Annotated in this window: 16 protein-coding genes and 1 pseudogene; 8 read left to right on the top strand and 9 right to left on the bottom strand. The window is 58.4% G+C overall.

Features of this window, described 5'->3' with window-relative positions; translation table 11 throughout:
* Position 1: 1 nt before the first annotated feature.
* From AO068_RS25400 to AO068_RS25380, 5 genes are all read right to left on the bottom strand, one after another.
* Entirely contained in the window at positions 2-880 is an 879-nt protein-coding gene (locus tag AO068_RS25400; RefSeq protein ID WP_004659576.1) for an ABC transporter permease, read from the bottom strand.
* Positions 877-1833, bottom strand: coding sequence for an ABC transporter permease (locus tag AO068_RS25395; protein WP_002555958.1), 957 nt, complete (start codon positions 1831-1833; stop codon positions 877-879). The genes AO068_RS25400 and AO068_RS25395 overlap by 4 nt, the downstream gene beginning before the upstream one ends.
* A 31-nt stretch (positions 1834-1864) precedes the next feature.
* Positions 1865-3502 carry an ABC transporter substrate-binding protein gene (locus tag AO068_RS25390; RefSeq protein ID WP_058400887.1) on the bottom strand — a complete coding sequence of 546 codons (1638 nt, stop codon included), beginning with the start codon at positions 3500-3502 and terminating at the stop codon, positions 1865-1867.
* A 90-nt stretch (positions 3503-3592) separates the two neighbouring features.
* Positions 3593-4867 carry an NAD(P)/FAD-dependent oxidoreductase gene (locus tag AO068_RS25385; RefSeq protein WP_058409787.1) on the bottom strand — a complete coding sequence of 425 codons (1275 nt, stop codon included), beginning with the start codon at positions 4865-4867 and terminating at the stop codon, positions 3593-3595.
* Between the two features lie 66 nt (positions 4868-4933).
* Positions 4934-5602 (bottom strand): haloacid dehalogenase type II, encoded by a 669-nt coding sequence (locus AO068_RS25380; RefSeq protein WP_058400889.1) that lies wholly within the window; start codon positions 5600-5602, stop codon positions 4934-4936.
* Between the two features lie 35 nt (positions 5603-5637).
* On the opposite strand from AO068_RS25380, the gene AO068_RS27745 reads away from it, so the two are divergent.
* From AO068_RS27745 to AO068_RS25360, 5 genes are all read left to right on the top strand, one after another.
* Positions 5638-5991 (top strand): hypothetical protein, encoded by a 354-nt coding sequence (locus tag AO068_RS27745; protein WP_227447903.1) that lies wholly within the window; start codon positions 5638-5640, stop codon positions 5989-5991.
* Between the two features lie 145 nt (positions 5992-6136).
* Positions 6137-6994 (top strand): GNAT family N-acetyltransferase, encoded by an 858-nt coding sequence (locus AO068_RS25375; protein WP_058409786.1) that lies wholly within the window; start codon positions 6137-6139, stop codon positions 6992-6994.
* Positions 6995-7154: 160 nt separating this feature from the next.
* Entirely contained in the window at positions 7155-7868 is a 714-nt protein-coding gene (locus AO068_RS25370; RefSeq protein ID WP_058409785.1) for a cupin domain-containing protein, read from the top strand.
* Between the two features lie 450 nt (positions 7869-8318).
* Positions 8319-8768, top strand: a complete 450-nt coding sequence (locus AO068_RS25365; RefSeq protein WP_003367576.1) for a hypothetical protein — start codon at positions 8319-8321, stop codon at positions 8766-8768.
* A 129-nt stretch (positions 8769-8897) separates the two neighbouring features.
* A complete protein-coding gene (locus AO068_RS25360; protein WP_058409784.1) occupies positions 8898-9605 on the top strand; it encodes a hypothetical protein in 708 nt (235 codons plus the stop codon).
* A gap of 95 nt (positions 9606-9700) precedes the next feature.
* On the opposite strand, the gene AO068_RS29415 is transcribed toward AO068_RS25360, so the two are convergent.
* The 4 genes and pseudogenes from AO068_RS29415 to AO068_RS25345 all read right to left on the bottom strand — a co-directional run bounded on the left by AO068_RS29415 (position 9701) and on the right by AO068_RS25345 (position 12684).
* A complete protein-coding gene (locus tag AO068_RS29415) occupies positions 9701-10141 on the bottom strand; it encodes a GNAT family N-acetyltransferase (protein ID WP_003367574.1) in 441 nt (146 codons plus the stop codon).
* A 6-nt stretch (positions 10142-10147) separates the two neighbouring features.
* A pseudogene (locus tag AO068_RS25355) lies at positions 10148-11023 on the bottom strand (phosphoenolpyruvate carboxykinase (ATP)); the annotation flags it as partial.
* 179 nt (positions 11024-11202) lie between these two features.
* The gene (gene hslO / locus AO068_RS25350) at positions 11203-12105 is read right to left on the bottom strand and encodes an Hsp33 family molecular chaperone HslO (RefSeq protein WP_004663183.1); all 903 of its coding nucleotides are present in this window, start codon (positions 12103-12105) and stop codon (positions 11203-11205) included.
* Positions 12106-12276: 171 nt separating this feature from the next.
* The gene (locus AO068_RS25345) at positions 12277-12684 is read right to left on the bottom strand and encodes an RNA-binding S4 domain-containing protein (RefSeq protein ID WP_002555828.1); all 408 of its coding nucleotides are present in this window, start codon (positions 12682-12684) and stop codon (positions 12277-12279) included.
* A 170-nt stretch (positions 12685-12854) separates the two neighbouring features.
* On the opposite strand from AO068_RS25345, the gene rimA reads away from it, so the two are divergent.
* The 3 genes from rimA to rimK are packed head-to-tail and all read left to right on the top strand — an operon-like array spanning position 12855 to position 15032.
* Entirely contained in the window at positions 12855-13637 is a 783-nt protein-coding gene (gene rimA / locus AO068_RS25340; RefSeq protein ID WP_058409783.1) for a S6 modification regulatory phosphodiesterase RimA, read from the top strand.
* Positions 13638-13653: 16 nt separating this feature from the next.
* Complete coding sequence (rimB, locus tag AO068_RS25335) at positions 13654-14130, top strand: retropepsin-like aspartic endopeptidase RimB (protein WP_002555826.1); 477 nt, start codon at positions 13654-13656, stop codon at positions 14128-14130.
* Positions 14127-15032 carry a 30S ribosomal protein S6--L-glutamate ligase gene (gene rimK, locus AO068_RS25330; RefSeq protein WP_003318100.1) on the top strand — a complete coding sequence of 302 codons (906 nt, stop codon included), beginning with the start codon at positions 14127-14129 and terminating at the stop codon, positions 15030-15032. The genes rimB and rimK overlap by 4 nt, the downstream gene beginning before the upstream one ends.
* The last annotated feature ends 7 nt before the right edge of the window (positions 15033-15039 follow it).

Here is a 15039-nt window from a genome sequence, read left to right as displayed (position 1 = left end):
CTCAATGCCCTCCCGAGCGGCGACCACGCCGTGAGGCCAGCCGGTCGATGAACAGGTTGACACCGATGGTCAGCGTGCCGATGGCCAGCGCCGGGATCACGATGGCCGGCGCGCCCTGACTCAGCCCGCCGATGTTCTCGCGTACCAGCGAGCCAAGGTCGGCATCGGGCGGCTGCACGCCAAGCCCCAGAAAGCTCATGCCGCTGAGCAGTAACACGATAAAACCAAAACGCAGCCCCAGGTCGGTCATGACCGGGTTGAGCATGTTCGGCAGAATTTCCCGGCAGGCAATGTAAATACGACCCTCACCCCGCGTGCGCGCCACTTGCACGTACTCCAGCGCCTCGATATTCACTGCCAGGCTGCGCGCGATACGAAACGCTCCCGGCGTGTAGCTCAATACCGCCGTACAGATCAGCAGCACTTCGGAGGAGCCGAACGCCGAGACCATGATCAGCGCCAGCATTTTGCTGGGGATCGAGATGAACGCGTCCATCAGGCGGCTGATGATTTCGTCCAGCCATTTTGGCGCGACCACCGACAACAGCGCGCAAAGCGTGCCGATGCCGCTCGCCAGTACCGCCGAGATCAGCGCCAGGCCCACTGTAAAGCGCGCGCCGACCAGCACCCGGCTGAGCATGTCGCGGCCCAGGTAATCAGTACCGAACGGATAAAGCGCGCTCATGTTTTCAAACATGTTGTCGGAAACCACTTCGCCGACAGCATGTGGCGCGAGCCAAGGGCCGAACAGCGCAACCATCAGCCAGATGAAGCACACCGTTGCGCCCAGCAAGCCAAGCCATGAGGTGGGGCGGGACGCTTTTTTGCGCAGCACCGGTGCCGGCGCTTCAGGCGTCGATTTCGCAATGAATTGAGTCATTGGGTTCTCAGCCTCGGATTGGAAAGAATTGCACACAGGTCGGCCATCAGCACCAGACCCAGGTAAGCGGAGCAGAACAGCATGGTGCAGCCCTGAACCAACGCCATGTCACGGTTGGTTACAGCATCGACCATCAGGCTGGCGATGCCGGGGTAGTTGAAGATGGTTTCAACGATGACCACCCCGCCCAGCAGGTAGGAAAGGCTCAGCGCCACCGCGTTGACGATCGGCCCGATAGCATTGGGCAAGGCGTGGCGCAGTACGATACGCACCGGGCTGACGCCCTTGAGGCGGGCCATTTCCACATACGGGCTGTCCAGTTGGTCGATGACCGCAGCGCGGGTCATGCGCGCCATTTGCGCCACGATCACGCAGCACAGGGTCATCACCGGCAGCGCGTAAGTACGCATGAACTGCCACGGCGAGCTGACGTCACCGCCATACGACAACGCCGACAGCCAGCCCAGATTAACGGCGAAAATCAGCACCGCCAGGGTGGCCACCAGAAATTCGGGCACCGCCACCAGGGTCAGCGTGATGAAACTCAGCGCCCCATCAAGGCGGCTGCCGCGGTACATCGCTGCGCCAATGCCCAGTGCCAGCGCTAGTGGTACCGAGACCAGCGCGGTAGTTGCCGACAGCATCAGGGTTTTCGGAAAGCGCCCGGCAATCAGCTCGGACACCGGCATTGCGTTGGACACCGACTCACCGAAGTTGCCACCGAGCAGGTTGGTCAACCAATGCAGGTAACGCACCACACCTGGCTGATCCAGGCCCAGTTTTGTACGCAATGCGGCGACCTGTTCAGGCGTCGCGAATTGCCCAAGGGCCTGTTGTGCCGCGTCTCCAGGCAACACCGCCGTAATGGCGAAGACCACGATGGAAACGATCAACAACGTCACGATCGCCGCGCCGAAGCGCTGCACGATCAACCAGAGTGTGTTGCTATTCATCTGCATCCTCCTGCTCGGTTCAGCGTTGCATTTATGCGTCCAGCCACACCTGCTCGCTGAACATGTAGCCCATGAAGCCGCCCAGCGGGTTGCTGGAATAGCCCTGAACGCGCTTGTCCACGCCGTCGATATTGCTGATGAACACGGGGATGCCGATGCCGCAGTTCTGGCTCACCAGAGTCTGCATGTCGCCGTACATTTTGGCGCGCTTGGCGTCGTCGGTTTCCCCGCGGGCCAGTAGCAGCAATTGGTCGAACTGATCGTTTTTCCAGCCGGATTCGTTCCACGGTGCCGAGGACTGGAAGAACTGCGAGAAGATCACGTCGGCGTTCGGTCGCGGGTTGATGTTGCCGAAGCTCAGCGGGTGCTTCATCCAGTGGTTGGACCAGTAGCCATCGCTCGGCAGGCGGTTGACGTTGAGCGTCAGCCCGGCCTGTTTGGCCGACTGTTGCAGCAGCACGGCGATGTCCACCGAACCGGTCGCAGCAGGCGATGCCGCTACGGCCATGGTGATTTTTTCCATGCCGGCTTTCTTGAGCAGGAATTTGGCCTTTTCCGGGTCATAGGCGCGTTGCGGCAGGTCAGCGTTGAAGTAGCGCGAGCCGGGCGCAATCGGGTGGTCGTTACCGACGCGGGCATAGCCACGGAACACGGCCGATTTGACCTGCTCACGGTCCAGCAGGTACTTCATGGCCTCGGTGAATTCCGGGCTCTTGCCGGGCATCTGGTCCTGGCGAATGATCAGGTCGGTGTAGTTGCCGGACGGCGCATCCACAACGCGGTGCTTGGCACTGGCCGCGATGCGTGTGGTGGAGCGCGGGTTGACCTCGTTGATCATGTGCACGTCGCCGGACAGCAGCGCGTTGACGCGTGACGGCTCGTCGGCAATGGCAATGAATTCGATCTCGTCCAGGTACGGCAGGCCTGGTTTCCAGTAGTTAGGGTTGCGCGCACTGACCGAACGCACGCCAGGGTTGAATTCCTTGACGGTGAACGGGCCGGTACCGATGCCCTTGCTGAAATCTGTCGTGCCTTCGGGCACGATCAGCAGGTGCGAAACCGCGAGGATCGATGGCAACTCGGCGTTTGGCGAGCTGAGGGTGATCTGTACTTCCAGCGGGCCAGTGGCCTTGATCTCGGAAAACTGCGCCATCAGCGGCAGGACTTTAGAACCGGTGGCCGGGTCCTTGTGGCGCGACAGGGAGAACACCACGTCGCCAGCGGTCAATGCCTTGCCGTTGTGGAAGGTCACGCCCTGGCGCAGGGTGACGGTCCAGACCGTGGCGTTGTCGCTCTCGATCTTCTCGGCCAGTTCCATGTGCGGAACCAGATGGCTGTCGAAACGGGTCAGACCGTTGTAGAACATGAAATGGCGAACGTAGTCGGTAGACAGCGCGCCTTTGGCCGGATCAAGTGTGTCAGCGGTGGAGCTGGACATGCCCGCTACACGAATGCGCCCGCCTGGCTTGCCTTTGACAGGCGCATCGGCGTCATCGGCAAAAACCTTGCCCGCCGCACCGAACAGGCTGGTCGAGCCCGCCGCAACCACACCTGCAACACCCAGCATACGCAACGCATCGCGCCGCGACAGACCACGATTGAGACCTTCGAAAACACGCAGGCTGTCTTCGCCTGTGATCAGCTGGGAGTCGGTTTTTTTGTCAGCCATATCAGTTCTACCTGTCGAAAAGGGGAAATTCCGAGTTGCTCACGGTTGGCCGGAGCGTCCTTCAAGCACACACGACGGTTAAACAAAAACTCAGTGGCGGCTGTCCTGATAGCGGTAATACGCACCTACCAGCGGCAGAAACCACGGCTTGCCGAAGTGGCCGGGAATGGCTGGCCAGTTCAGGTCTTTCCAGGGATTGGCCAACGCCTTGCCTTCCATGACCTCAGCCATCACCCGCCCCATATGCACCGACATCTGCACACCATGGCCGCTATAGCCCATCGAGTAGAAGACGCCGTTGTGTTCGCCTGCACGCGGCAGACGGTCGGACGTCATGTCCACCAGCCCGCCCCAGCAGTAGTCGATCTTGACGTGCGCCAGTTGCGGGAACATCTGCACCATCGCCGCTTGCAGCACCTTGCCGCTCTTGGCATCGGAACTGCTGTTGGACATGGCGAAGCGTGCCCGCCCGCCGAACAGCAGGCGGTTATCCGGGGTAAGACGGAAATAGTTGCCGATCAAACGGCTGGTCACGTAAGCGCGCTGGTTGGGAAACAGCTGGTCAATCAGCGCCTGTGGCAATACTTCGGTAACGATGACGAAACTGCCGACCGGCACGATGCGTCGGCGATACCAGCCCAACCCGCCGTGCTGGCAGGCACCGGTCGCCAGTAACACCTGCCCGGCCTGAATAGAGCCTTTCGAGGTGTTGACCACGAAGCCGCCACGGTTGGCTTTCCAGTCCTTCACCGTGGCACCCTGATACACCTTTGCGCCGTGGCGCACAGCCGCATCGGCCAGGCCCAGGCCGAAACGGCCGACGTGCATCTGCACACCGTTGCGCTGCAGCAGGCCACCGTGAAATTCGTTTGAATCGATTTCGCTGCGCACGTCCTCAGCAGACAGCAACTCAACGTCGGCATCGACCTCACGACGAATCAGCTCGCAGGTGCGCGCCAGTCCTTCGTAATGCCCTGGCTTGGCCGCCAGCTTGAGCTTGCCGTTACGCTTGATGTCGCAGGCGATGTTTTCCTGCTCGACCACGGTGACGACGCTCTGCACCGCACTTTCATAAGCCTTGTAATACTCGCGCGCCTGATCGGCCCCCAGGGTCGCGCTCAATGACGCGTAGTCCTGAGCCACGCCGGTATTGCACTGTCCGCCGTTGCGGCCCGACGCTTCGCCGATCACCCGGCCAGCTTCCAGAACCACCACGCTGGCACCTTTCAAGGCCAATGCACGCGCCGCCGCAAGACCGGTGAAACCGCCACCGACCACCACAACGTCAGCCTGCCCCTCCACTGCGCCGTCCTGCGCGCCGGTAAAGTCTGGAGCCGTATCGAGCCAGTAAGACTCACTGCGCATTCTGTTCCCCTTGTCACTCATAGAAGAGCACCTTGAAAAATGCCGGTGTTGCGCGAGTTGTCCGGTTTAGAGGCCGACCAGCCCGGCAAGCCCGCCGATGTCCGGGATCTGGTGGTATTCATAAGAGCTGTGAGCTGGCTGTTCATGACCACGCGCCACAAATGCCTTGTTCTTGATTTTCATGTCGTGTGCGGAAAACAGGTCGTAACGGAAGCTTGAAGACACATGCAAGATGTCTTCCGGGCCGCAACCCAGGTTATCGAGCATGAATTCGAAGGCTGCCAGACGTGGCTTGTAGACCTTGGCCTGGTCAGCGGTGAACACCTTGTGAAACGGTGCGCCGAGTTTGTCGACGTTGGACATGATCTGGCTGTCGCTGGCGTTGGAGTAAATCACCAGCGGGATCTTGTCGGCGATTTTCGACAGCCCGGCGGGCACATCAGCATGTGGGCCCCAGGTCGGCACGGCGTCGTAATACAGCTGGCCTTCTTCGCGGTATTCAACGTTCCAGCGCTTGCAGGTGCGAGCCAGTGCAACCTTGAGAATTTCGTCGTACGGCATCCAGTCCCCCATGACCTGATCCAGACGATACGCCGAAAAATCCTTGACGAACTGATCCATCTGTTCAGCCGGAACGCGGTCGGCAAAGAGCTCGCGCGTCATGGTGCCCATGTGGAAATTGGTCAACGTGCCGTAGCAGTCGAACGTAATGAATTTTGGTCGAAGAAAGCTCATTGTGTGCGGTCCTGAAAGTTCGTTGAGGTCATGGCATGACGAGCAATCCGGCCTCATTTCCAAGGGCGGTGATGCACGCTGCAGCACAACCTCATTACAACACCGTGAAATCAGCATATGGCGTTAAAAGTGATGGCTGCTTGATAGAAACCACCGTTTTGAGGTGCGCGCTCAGCAGACTTTGCGGGGCGCTCCAGCCTTGGGCAGCCCCCGGTTTTTGGCGCTTTTTTGACCCTTTTCAGGGCGCTCGGGCTCAAGGGCGCGGGTTTGCACCGCAGAAACTGCGCCGCGCCAGTGATCTGCGAGCAGCAAATTCCGGCGGCTATATAAAGAGCCTGAAGCCGAAGAAAAACCACAAGCATTTGCTGCCGGGTGCCCGCCCGATTTAAGCAGTAACTGTGGTCTGGCGAACGGCGGTTTGTGGAATCTGCCGAATGCTTGCAGACCTCTTGTCAGAGCCCGCATCAGGTGGGATACAGCAAGCTTGCCGCAGCCTTTATTTTGCCGGTGCATCCTTCTGGACGGAGACACGTCATGCTCGCTCAGCAACGCCTCGACTTTGAATTTCGCCCCATGACCGCAGCCGACGTCGGCAACGCTCATGAGTTATCCATTGCCCTGAAGTGGCCGCATCGACTGGAAGACTGGGCCATGCTGCAACGTGTCGCCCAAGGCTTTGTTGCAGTACACAACGGTCGCTTGATCGGCAGTGCCTTCGCCTGCCATCAGGGCGAGTTTTCCACTATCGGTCTGGTGATTGTCAGCGACGACTATCAAGGCAAGGGTATTGGCCGCAAATTGATGGAGCTTGCTGTCGGCAGCGTGCCGCCGCGCACCGCCATCCTCAATGCAACACTTGCCGGCGCCCCGCTGTACGAAAAAATGGGCTTCGTCAGTTTTGGTGAGGTTCAACAGCGTCAGGGGCAGGCACAACTGCCCGACACAACCGTATTGAAAGCACAGGAAAGCAGTCGTGCGCTGAGCGAGGCTGACCACGCTCGCGTGCTGGAACTGGCCAACGCCGGTTCGGGCATGGACCGTTCGGCAACGCTGGGCGATGTGCTGAACAACCTTGAGCACGCCGTCGGCATCGAACGCGATGGCCAGTTGCAGGCTTTTGCCCTGTTGCGCCCGTTCGGCCGTGGCCTGTGCATCGGCCCTGTTGTCGCCCAGACGGTGGAGCAGGCCCGCCACATGATCGAGCAACTGCTGGCCAAAGTGCCTTACGCATTTGTACGCATCGACATCCCGACCGACTGCGGCCTGGCCGACTGGCTGGACGAAGCTGGCCTCAAGCGTGTCGACAGCGTGACCTGCATGAGCATGGGCGCAGTTCCGCAAGCCCGCCAGGGCGTGCGCCAGTTTGCGCTGATTACCCAGGCGATCGGCTGATCGCCCGGAAGAACATCATCGTGCCAATGCTCTGCGTTGGCATGCAGTTCTGGACGCTCTGCGTCCGGTCTTGAGCATGTGACGCAGAGCGTCACGAAAGGCATTACCACGCAGAGCGTGGGAACGATCAGTCACTCTTCAACTTCAGGAGCCCAACCCAATGCCCCAACCCACAGTCCTGCTATTGGCCCGCGCTGACCTCAGCCCGGTAGATACCGAATTCACCACCGGCCCCATTGATGCGCATGACCCGTTCGACAGTGGCCGCCGCACAGCATTTGTCGATGAACAGGGTATTGCGGCTGGCATCGTTGAATTGGGTACGGCGCTCTCGGTGGAGGCCTACCCCTACACCGAAATGCTGGTGATGCATCGCGGCAGCGTCACGCTGACCTCTGGCACCGGCAGCATCACCATCAGCACCGGCGAAAGTGCCGTGATCGGTCGTGGCACGCAAGTACGTATCGAAGCGCAACCGGACAGCCTCTGGGCGTTCTGCGTATCCACTCAGGCCAATGGCCCCGACAAACCCGGTATTACCGCTCTGGACCGCCTCGCCATGCTCACACCGTCCTCACCGCCAGACCCGGCGATCATGATCAGCGCGCTGCCGCAGTGCCGCAGCAACAACCTGTTTGAAGACACCGCAAGCACTTTGCGCATCGGCGTCTGGGACTCCACACCCTACGAGCGCATCTCGCGCCCGCACAAAATCCATGAGCTGATGAACCTGATCGAAGGCAGCGTAGGGTTGAGCCTGGAAAACGGCCCTAGCCTGACCGTGAACACAGGCGACACCGTATTCGTCGCCCAGGGCGCGCCTTGCAAATGGACCAGCACGGGGTATGTGCGCAAGTTTTATGCAGTGACGTGAAGAAAGCTATTGCGCCCTTCAGTCTTGCAGGGCGCAATATACTTACATGTTTAGCTCTCGCCAGCGCAGTTAATCCAATGCAGCGCTAAAAGACAAGAATAAAAAATATCTTTCGCCAATGCACGAAGAATCAGAAGTTTCCTACTTGCCTTCCGTGTCGCTTGTGTTAAAAAAACAACAACGAATTTCAGCAAGTTAAAACTTGCTCCTGACGGGCACATCAAGGCAGTCATGCGCTTTATGCATCGCTTAACCTTTATCTATCATGTTGACTGGAGATACTTTATCTGACCGACGCATTCACTGTGCGCACGACTTCCTAACCCTCCGCGACACTCTATAAACTGAACGATCCGTATGGGCACGAACGACCGCTGCCCCGTTTCGTCTCGCGTTTATCTTATTCAAAATCAATATGAAATTACTCATTTAACTCAAGGATTATTCCCTATGAAAACCAACAAGACCTTATTGGCTTCCCTTGCTTTTGCAACACTGTGCACCAGCGTTACGGCGCAAGCGGGACCAGCAGTTACTGTTACATTTAAAAACCTGGGCTCCGAGGTGGCGGAGTATAAACCTGTTACGCGTAATGAGATATCTGCCCGGCTGAATGCTAAATCACCGATTAACTCTGCAGTCCCCCCGGGAGGTTCAGATACTTACTCGATGCAAAGCACTCTCTCGCCGGATACCAGCTACGCCAGTGTTCGCTACGTCATGGGGTCCAAGGTTTGCGTATTCTCGACCACCTTTATAAAGCTTCCCGGTGCAGGCGGGGCCAAGGTGCCGAAATGGAACCGGACTGCAAATTCTGAAGGCGGCGCTGTCTGCGCGGCGACGTCTCGCGCCACCAATCTGTCCACCTACGCGTGGGCTGCTGAATTCACCATGAAATAAGCCCCCGGAGCGTGCGTGTCGCATTTTGATACGCACGCTTTTCAGCGGAAAACTAAAGCGGTGTCTGGCTGGGCCGATACAAAGAGTGAATATAAAGCCATGGATTGGCCCCTGCCGCGAGGACGCAGCATGATTGATACGATATCCCTCACACACCTCACCCATAAAACCGCACTAAAAGCTGTCGAGAAAAGCACCTCCGCCACGCCTTTAAACTCCAGCCTAAAAGAACTTGATTCTGCACTCGCCATTGATGGCGCCACCTTCTCGACATTGTCCGCTCAATTAAGTAGCAGCGCAGCACGAGCCCAAGCCCGCGACAGCAGTCTTGACTTCAAAAACCTGGGGGCCTTGGCAAAAAACATTAGTGATAAAGTTGCAGGCAACAGCTATTACGCCAGTAGAAAACTGCACGACGCAGAGATTCCGGATACGGACGACCCTGCATTGCTCGAAAGAGCCGTGCAAGCGACTTCGTTCAACAACGGGGCAGGAAAAAACCCATTCGCGGGTTTATCTCAGGATCAACTGAGGTTGATTATTTATGACGAGGGTGGCGACTTCACAATAAACGAAAGAAATGCCGCGTACTCCGAAAACTACTCTCAAGAGCAAGTATGGAAAAGGGCCATATGCCAAAGGTATACCGACGAATACAACGAAACCGGCAAAAGCACTCAAACACTGGTCATGCTTCTCGCCCACTACGACCAGCTGCCACCCATAGAAAAAGCACAATACCCCGCCAATTACGCCGCGCTCATCACATCGGACGACAGCTCGGCCATGGACATTTTCAACACGCAGAAAAGCCAGTCAGGCACTCAGGGGACTTGAGCGCCTGTGACGGAGCACGCGGGTTCGCGTGCCCTCTATGGCTGTCCGCGTTCTGCTGCATTGCGGTTCGCCGACACCGCTGCGGTGTAGCCACGTCATTGTTCTTTCAGGCCCAGCACATAGAACTTGCTGTCCACCGCGATCAACGGAAAGCTCGCAGGCAGGTCCTCCTTCGTGATCTCTCTAAAGCCGTGCTTTTCATAGAAGCGATGCGCAGCGTGAAACTTGTCGGTCGTGCCCAGGAATACTTCGGTGACGCCTTTGCGAGTTGATTCCTCGATCAGGCGCTCGAGCAGTCTGGCTGCAACGGAGAATTCCCGGCCGCGAAACGGCGCGGCGACAAACATCTTGCGCAGTGCTGCCTGGCCTGCGCCGATGTCCCTGAGGCCGATGCTGCCGATGACCTGATCGTCTTGTACCGCGACCCAGAAATCCCCTGTGCCGGTCTGGTAAAAGTCCGGAATCGCTTTCAGGTCAGGCTGGTCTTCGGCGGTGATGGGAATACCGAACTCTTCGCGCTGGATGGGCAGAATCATCGCCGATACACCTTGCTCGTCGAGTACGACGTTTTCCAGTACGGCGCCGTGCTGAATGGCTTTCCAGATGACCGGCTCGTTCTTCTCGGACAGGTCGATGCACTTGGCATAGCAACCGCCTTCGATGTTGAACACCACGCCTTCGCCCCAGCCGTGCTCGTCGTCACCGATCAGGTAACGGCTTTCATCGGCGGACAAGGTGGTCTTGCCGGTGCCGGACAGGCCGAAGAACAGGGTTACATCGCCCTCTTCGCCCATGTTGGCGGCGCAGTGCATCGGCAGTACGTCCGAAGCTGGCAGCAGGAAGTTCTGTACCGAGAACATGGCTTTCTTCATTTCGCCGGCATAACGCATGCCTGCGATCAGAACCTTGCGGGCTGCGAAGTTGATGATCACGGTGCCGTCGGAGTTGGTGCCGTCACGCTCAGGATCGCAAACGAACCATGGCGCGTTCTGGATTTCCCACTCGTCCTTGCCAGCCGGGTTGTACTGTTCAGGGTTGATGAACAGGCAACGGCCGAACAGGTTGTGCCACGCAGTTTCGGTGGTCATCTTGACGGGCAGGTAGTGCGCAGGATCGGAGCCTACATGAACGTGGGAAACGAAGCGCTCGCGCTCGGCCAGGTATGCACCGACACGGTTCCACAAGGCGTCGAATTTCTCGGCCGGAAACTTGCGGTTGATCGGGCCCCAGGCGATGGCGTCCTGGGTGCTCGGCTCTTCAACAATGAAACGATCGACCGGCGAACGGCCAGTACGATGGCCTGTCTCCACAACCAGTGCGCCAGTGTCGGAAAGTACGCCTTCGTTACGGGCAAGGGCTTCCTTGACCAGTTCGTCGGTGCTCAGATCGGTGTGCACAGCGTTGTTGATTTGCGTCATGAGGTTCCCCGTCGGCCTGTAGCCGAGTGCTCCAAACGGTTTTGTAGTAAAAAAACAACCACTACTACAGCGTAAAAGTGGGCCGGATTATGCCAGAAATGCCCAGAAATGGTAGGACCCTCCTGTCAGAACAGCATTACAAGGGCCCCTACCGTATTCTGAGGGGCTTTACGCGTTGATCAATGGCGCGTGTCAGATGGCGAATCGACACCGCCGCCAGCAAACAGCTGTGCAACGTCAGTGGCATCGAACAGGTAGCGCTCGTTGCAGAACTGACAGTCGATCTCGATGCTGCCGTTGTGCTCGATGACCAGTTGCTGCGCGTCCTCCAGGCCAAGACTGACCAATGCGTTGGCCGAGCGCTCGCGCGAGCAACTGCAGCGAAAACAGATTGGCTGGGCGTCGAACAGGCGCACCGGGTCTTCGTGATACAGGCGATGCAAAATGGTCTGGTTGTCCAGGCCGAGCATTTCTTCGGCAGTCAGGGTGCTGGCGAGGGTAATGACATGTTCCCAGCTGGCATCGCGCTCTTCCGGGTCGGTGATCTGTGCGGCAGGCAGTTGCTGCAGCAGCAGGCCGCGGGCGCGATGACCGTCAGCCTTGAGCCAGAAACGGGTGCCCAACTGCTCGGACATCACGAAGTAGTTAGAGAGGCTTTCCGACAGGTCGACGCCATCCAGCGCCACAATGCCCTGATAGCGCTTGCCCTTGTGCGGGTCGACAGTCAATGCCAGCGAACCGTCAGGCATCAGGTCCTGCAGGCCCGCGTCTGGCGTGATGAGCGTTTCGTCATAGCGGGCGATACCGCGCAGCTCACGTTCGCTGGAGCATTCGACCATCAGCAGCGGTACAGCGCCGCTGGAGCGCGCCTGCAAAATCAGCAGTCCGTCGAACTTGAGGGTGCCGACCAGCAGAGCGGCGGCAGCCATCAGTTCTCCCAGCAACTGCGCGACCGGCTCCGGGTACGGGTGCTTGGCGAGTACTTCGGCATAACTGCGTTCAAGGGCTACCAGCTCTCCACGAACGTCGCTTTCGTCGAAGATGAAGCGCTGGGTGAAATCGGTGTCCGGTAAATCATGCATAGGGAAGGTATCTGAAGTAATGACAGTGGATGGCACGCGGCTGAGCAAGCACCGTCCGGCACTCGAAAGCGCCGTGGCCATGCGGATTGACCGGCATTTTAGGAGCTATCCGGTGCGCTTCCAAGCGGGTTGGCTGTTCGGGCTGATCGCCGGAGCCGCCATGCGCTGTTTTCAGTCGTTGTTGTGGCTGGCACGGAAACCAAAAAGCTCCCGGCGTTGCTTCTTGGTGGGCTTTCCGTCGGTAGTTACACCCAGGTTGCCAGCCTTGCGCTGAGCGGCCGCGCTTTCTCTTTTGGCGATGCTGTCGGGTGTCTCGCTATACAGCGTCTGCGCCTCAGGCGCACCCCGGCGAACGGTGGACAACGCCTCGACCACTATCGTGCGCTCATCGAAGCCCATGCGAATCTGAAACTCGTCGCCTGGACGAGGCTCCTTGCCGGGCTTGCAACGTTCGCCGCGACAGTGCACCTTGCCGCTTTCGATAGCTGCTTTGGCCAATGCGCGTGTTTTGAAAAAACGTGCGGCCCACAGCCATTTATCCAGACGGACCTTGTCATCTTCTTCCGGCTTTTGCGCCATTTGAATTCCTCATCAGTGCAGCAGTCTGAACGTTATCGGGCTCATCAGGAAACGCGACTGCGTCGCTCGCCTGATGTGTACATACCCACACGAACATGAAGTAACCGATCCTTGCTTGTCAAAAACAGCTATTCCCCTTTTCATTGCCCGACCCCTACATGGAGCGCGACGTGACAGATTTTCCAACTTCGTTGACCGCCCCCAGAAAAGGGTGCGCGGGATGCACGGGCAGTCCGGAACTGGATTTCTCGTTTGACTACGCGTATCAACCGATCGTGAACCTTCACGACCAGTCGATTTTCGCTCACGAGGCGCTGGTTCGTGGCCCCAATGGCGAAGGTGCGATGTCCGTTCTGAGTCAGGTCAACGACCAGAACCGCTACCGCTTCGATCAGGCCTGTCGGACCACCGCCATCGCCGGTGCCGCGAAACTAGGCATGACCGAGCGTTTATCGATCAACTTCTTGCCCAACGCCGTGTATCGTCCCGAGCTGTGCATCCGCAGTACGCTGGAGGCCGCCAGGCAACACAACTTCCCTATCGAGCGCTTGATTTTCGAAACCATCGAAAGCGAGCATGTGAACAACAATGGTCATTTGAGCAACATTCTGCGCGAATATCGCGAGTTCGGCTTTATGACCGCTATCGATGATTTCGGTGCCGGGTATTCCGGGCTGACGCTGCTCGCGGATTTTCAGCCAGACCTGATAAAACTCGACATGAACCTGATTCGCGACATTCATCGTGATCGCGCGCGTCAGGCTATTGTTCGTGGTGTTGTCACAATGTGTTCGGACTTGGGGATTAAGCTCATTGCCGAAGGTATAGAGCAGGTTGAGGAGCGGGACTTTCTCGCCGATTGCGGCATTTTCCTGATGCAGGGCTATCTGTTCGCCAAACCTGCATTCAAAGCCCTGGCGCAGATAGCACCTGACGCCTGGCAGAAGTCTTGAGAAATACGGAATCGCATTGAAGACATTCGACCATCTGACAGTCATCGGCCTGCGCGAGTGGGTGGCGCTTCCCGACCTGGGGGTGGCGGGCCTGCGGGCAAAAATCGATACCGGTGCGAGCACGTCAAGCCTGCATGCCACCGAAATCGAACCTTTTGAGCGCGATGGCCAGAAATGGGTGCGCTTCAACGCGCATCTGGGCACTGTGGTTCAGTTGCGCCATCGCCGCTGCGAGGCGCAACTGGTTGCCATGAAAACCATTAAAAGCTCCAACGGCCACGCGCAGGTGCGTTACGTCATTCGCACCACGCTGGCCCTGGGTGATCGTATCTGGCCAGTGGAATTCACACTGGCTTGCCGCAAGTCGATGCGTTATCGACTGCTGCTGGGTTCCAAAGCGCTGATCGACGGCCAACTGGTGGTCAATCCTGGCATAACTTACGTACAAGACAAGCCGGTGTTCCCGGCCTCTACTTCCTCAGGTGTTGCATGAAGATCGCTGTGCTTTCGCGTAATCCGCGTCTGTATTCCACCCGTCGTCTGGTCGAAGCTGGCATTGAGCGTGGCCATGAGATGGTGGTGATCGACACCCTGCGCGCCTATATGAACATCGCCAGCCACAAGCCGCAGATCCACTACCGCGGCAAACCTCTGGAGGGCTTCGATGCGGTGATTCCGCGCATCGGTGCTTCGGTGACTTTCTATGGCTGTGCGGTGTTGCGTCAGTTTGAAATGATGGGCGTTTTTCCGCTCAATGAATCGGTCGCCATTGCCCGCTCGCGCGACAAGTTGCGCTCGCTGCAATTGTTGTCACGCCGGGGCATCGGCTTGCCGGTTACAGGCTTTGCCCACTCGCCTGACGATATTCCCGACCTTATCCAGATGGTCAACGGCGCGCCGCTGGTCATCAAGGTGCTGGAAGGCACTCAGGGCATCGGCGTGGTGCTGTGCGAAACCGCCACGGCAGCCGAATCGGTGATTGAAGCCTTCATGGGCCTCAAGCAGGACATCATGGTGCAGGAGTACATCAAGGAAGCGGGCGGTGCCGATATTCGCTGCTTCGTTGTCGGTGACAAGGTCATCGCCTCGATGAAGCGTCAGGCCAAACCGGGCGAGTTCCGCTCCAACCTGCACCGTGGCGGCAGCGCCAGCCTGATCAAGATCACCCCGGAAGAACGCATGACAGCATTGCGTGCAGCCAAGGTCATGGGCTTGAGTGTGGCGGGTGTGGATATTCTGCGCTCCAATCACGGCCCGTTGGTGATGGAGGTCAACTCGTCACCTGGCCTGGAAGGCATTGAAGTCACCACCAGCAAGGATGTGGCCGGGATGATTATCGAGTATCTGGAGAAAAACAGCGGCCCGCACATGACCCGCACCAAAGGAAAAGGCTGACAGGGCG

It is taken from the genome of Pseudomonas sp. ICMP 3272, assembly GCF_001466905.1.
GTDB classification, from domain to species: Bacteria; Pseudomonadota; Gammaproteobacteria; order Pseudomonadales; family Pseudomonadaceae; genus Aquipseudomonas; species Aquipseudomonas amygdali.
This window is presented reverse-complemented; position numbering and strand designations above follow the sequence as displayed.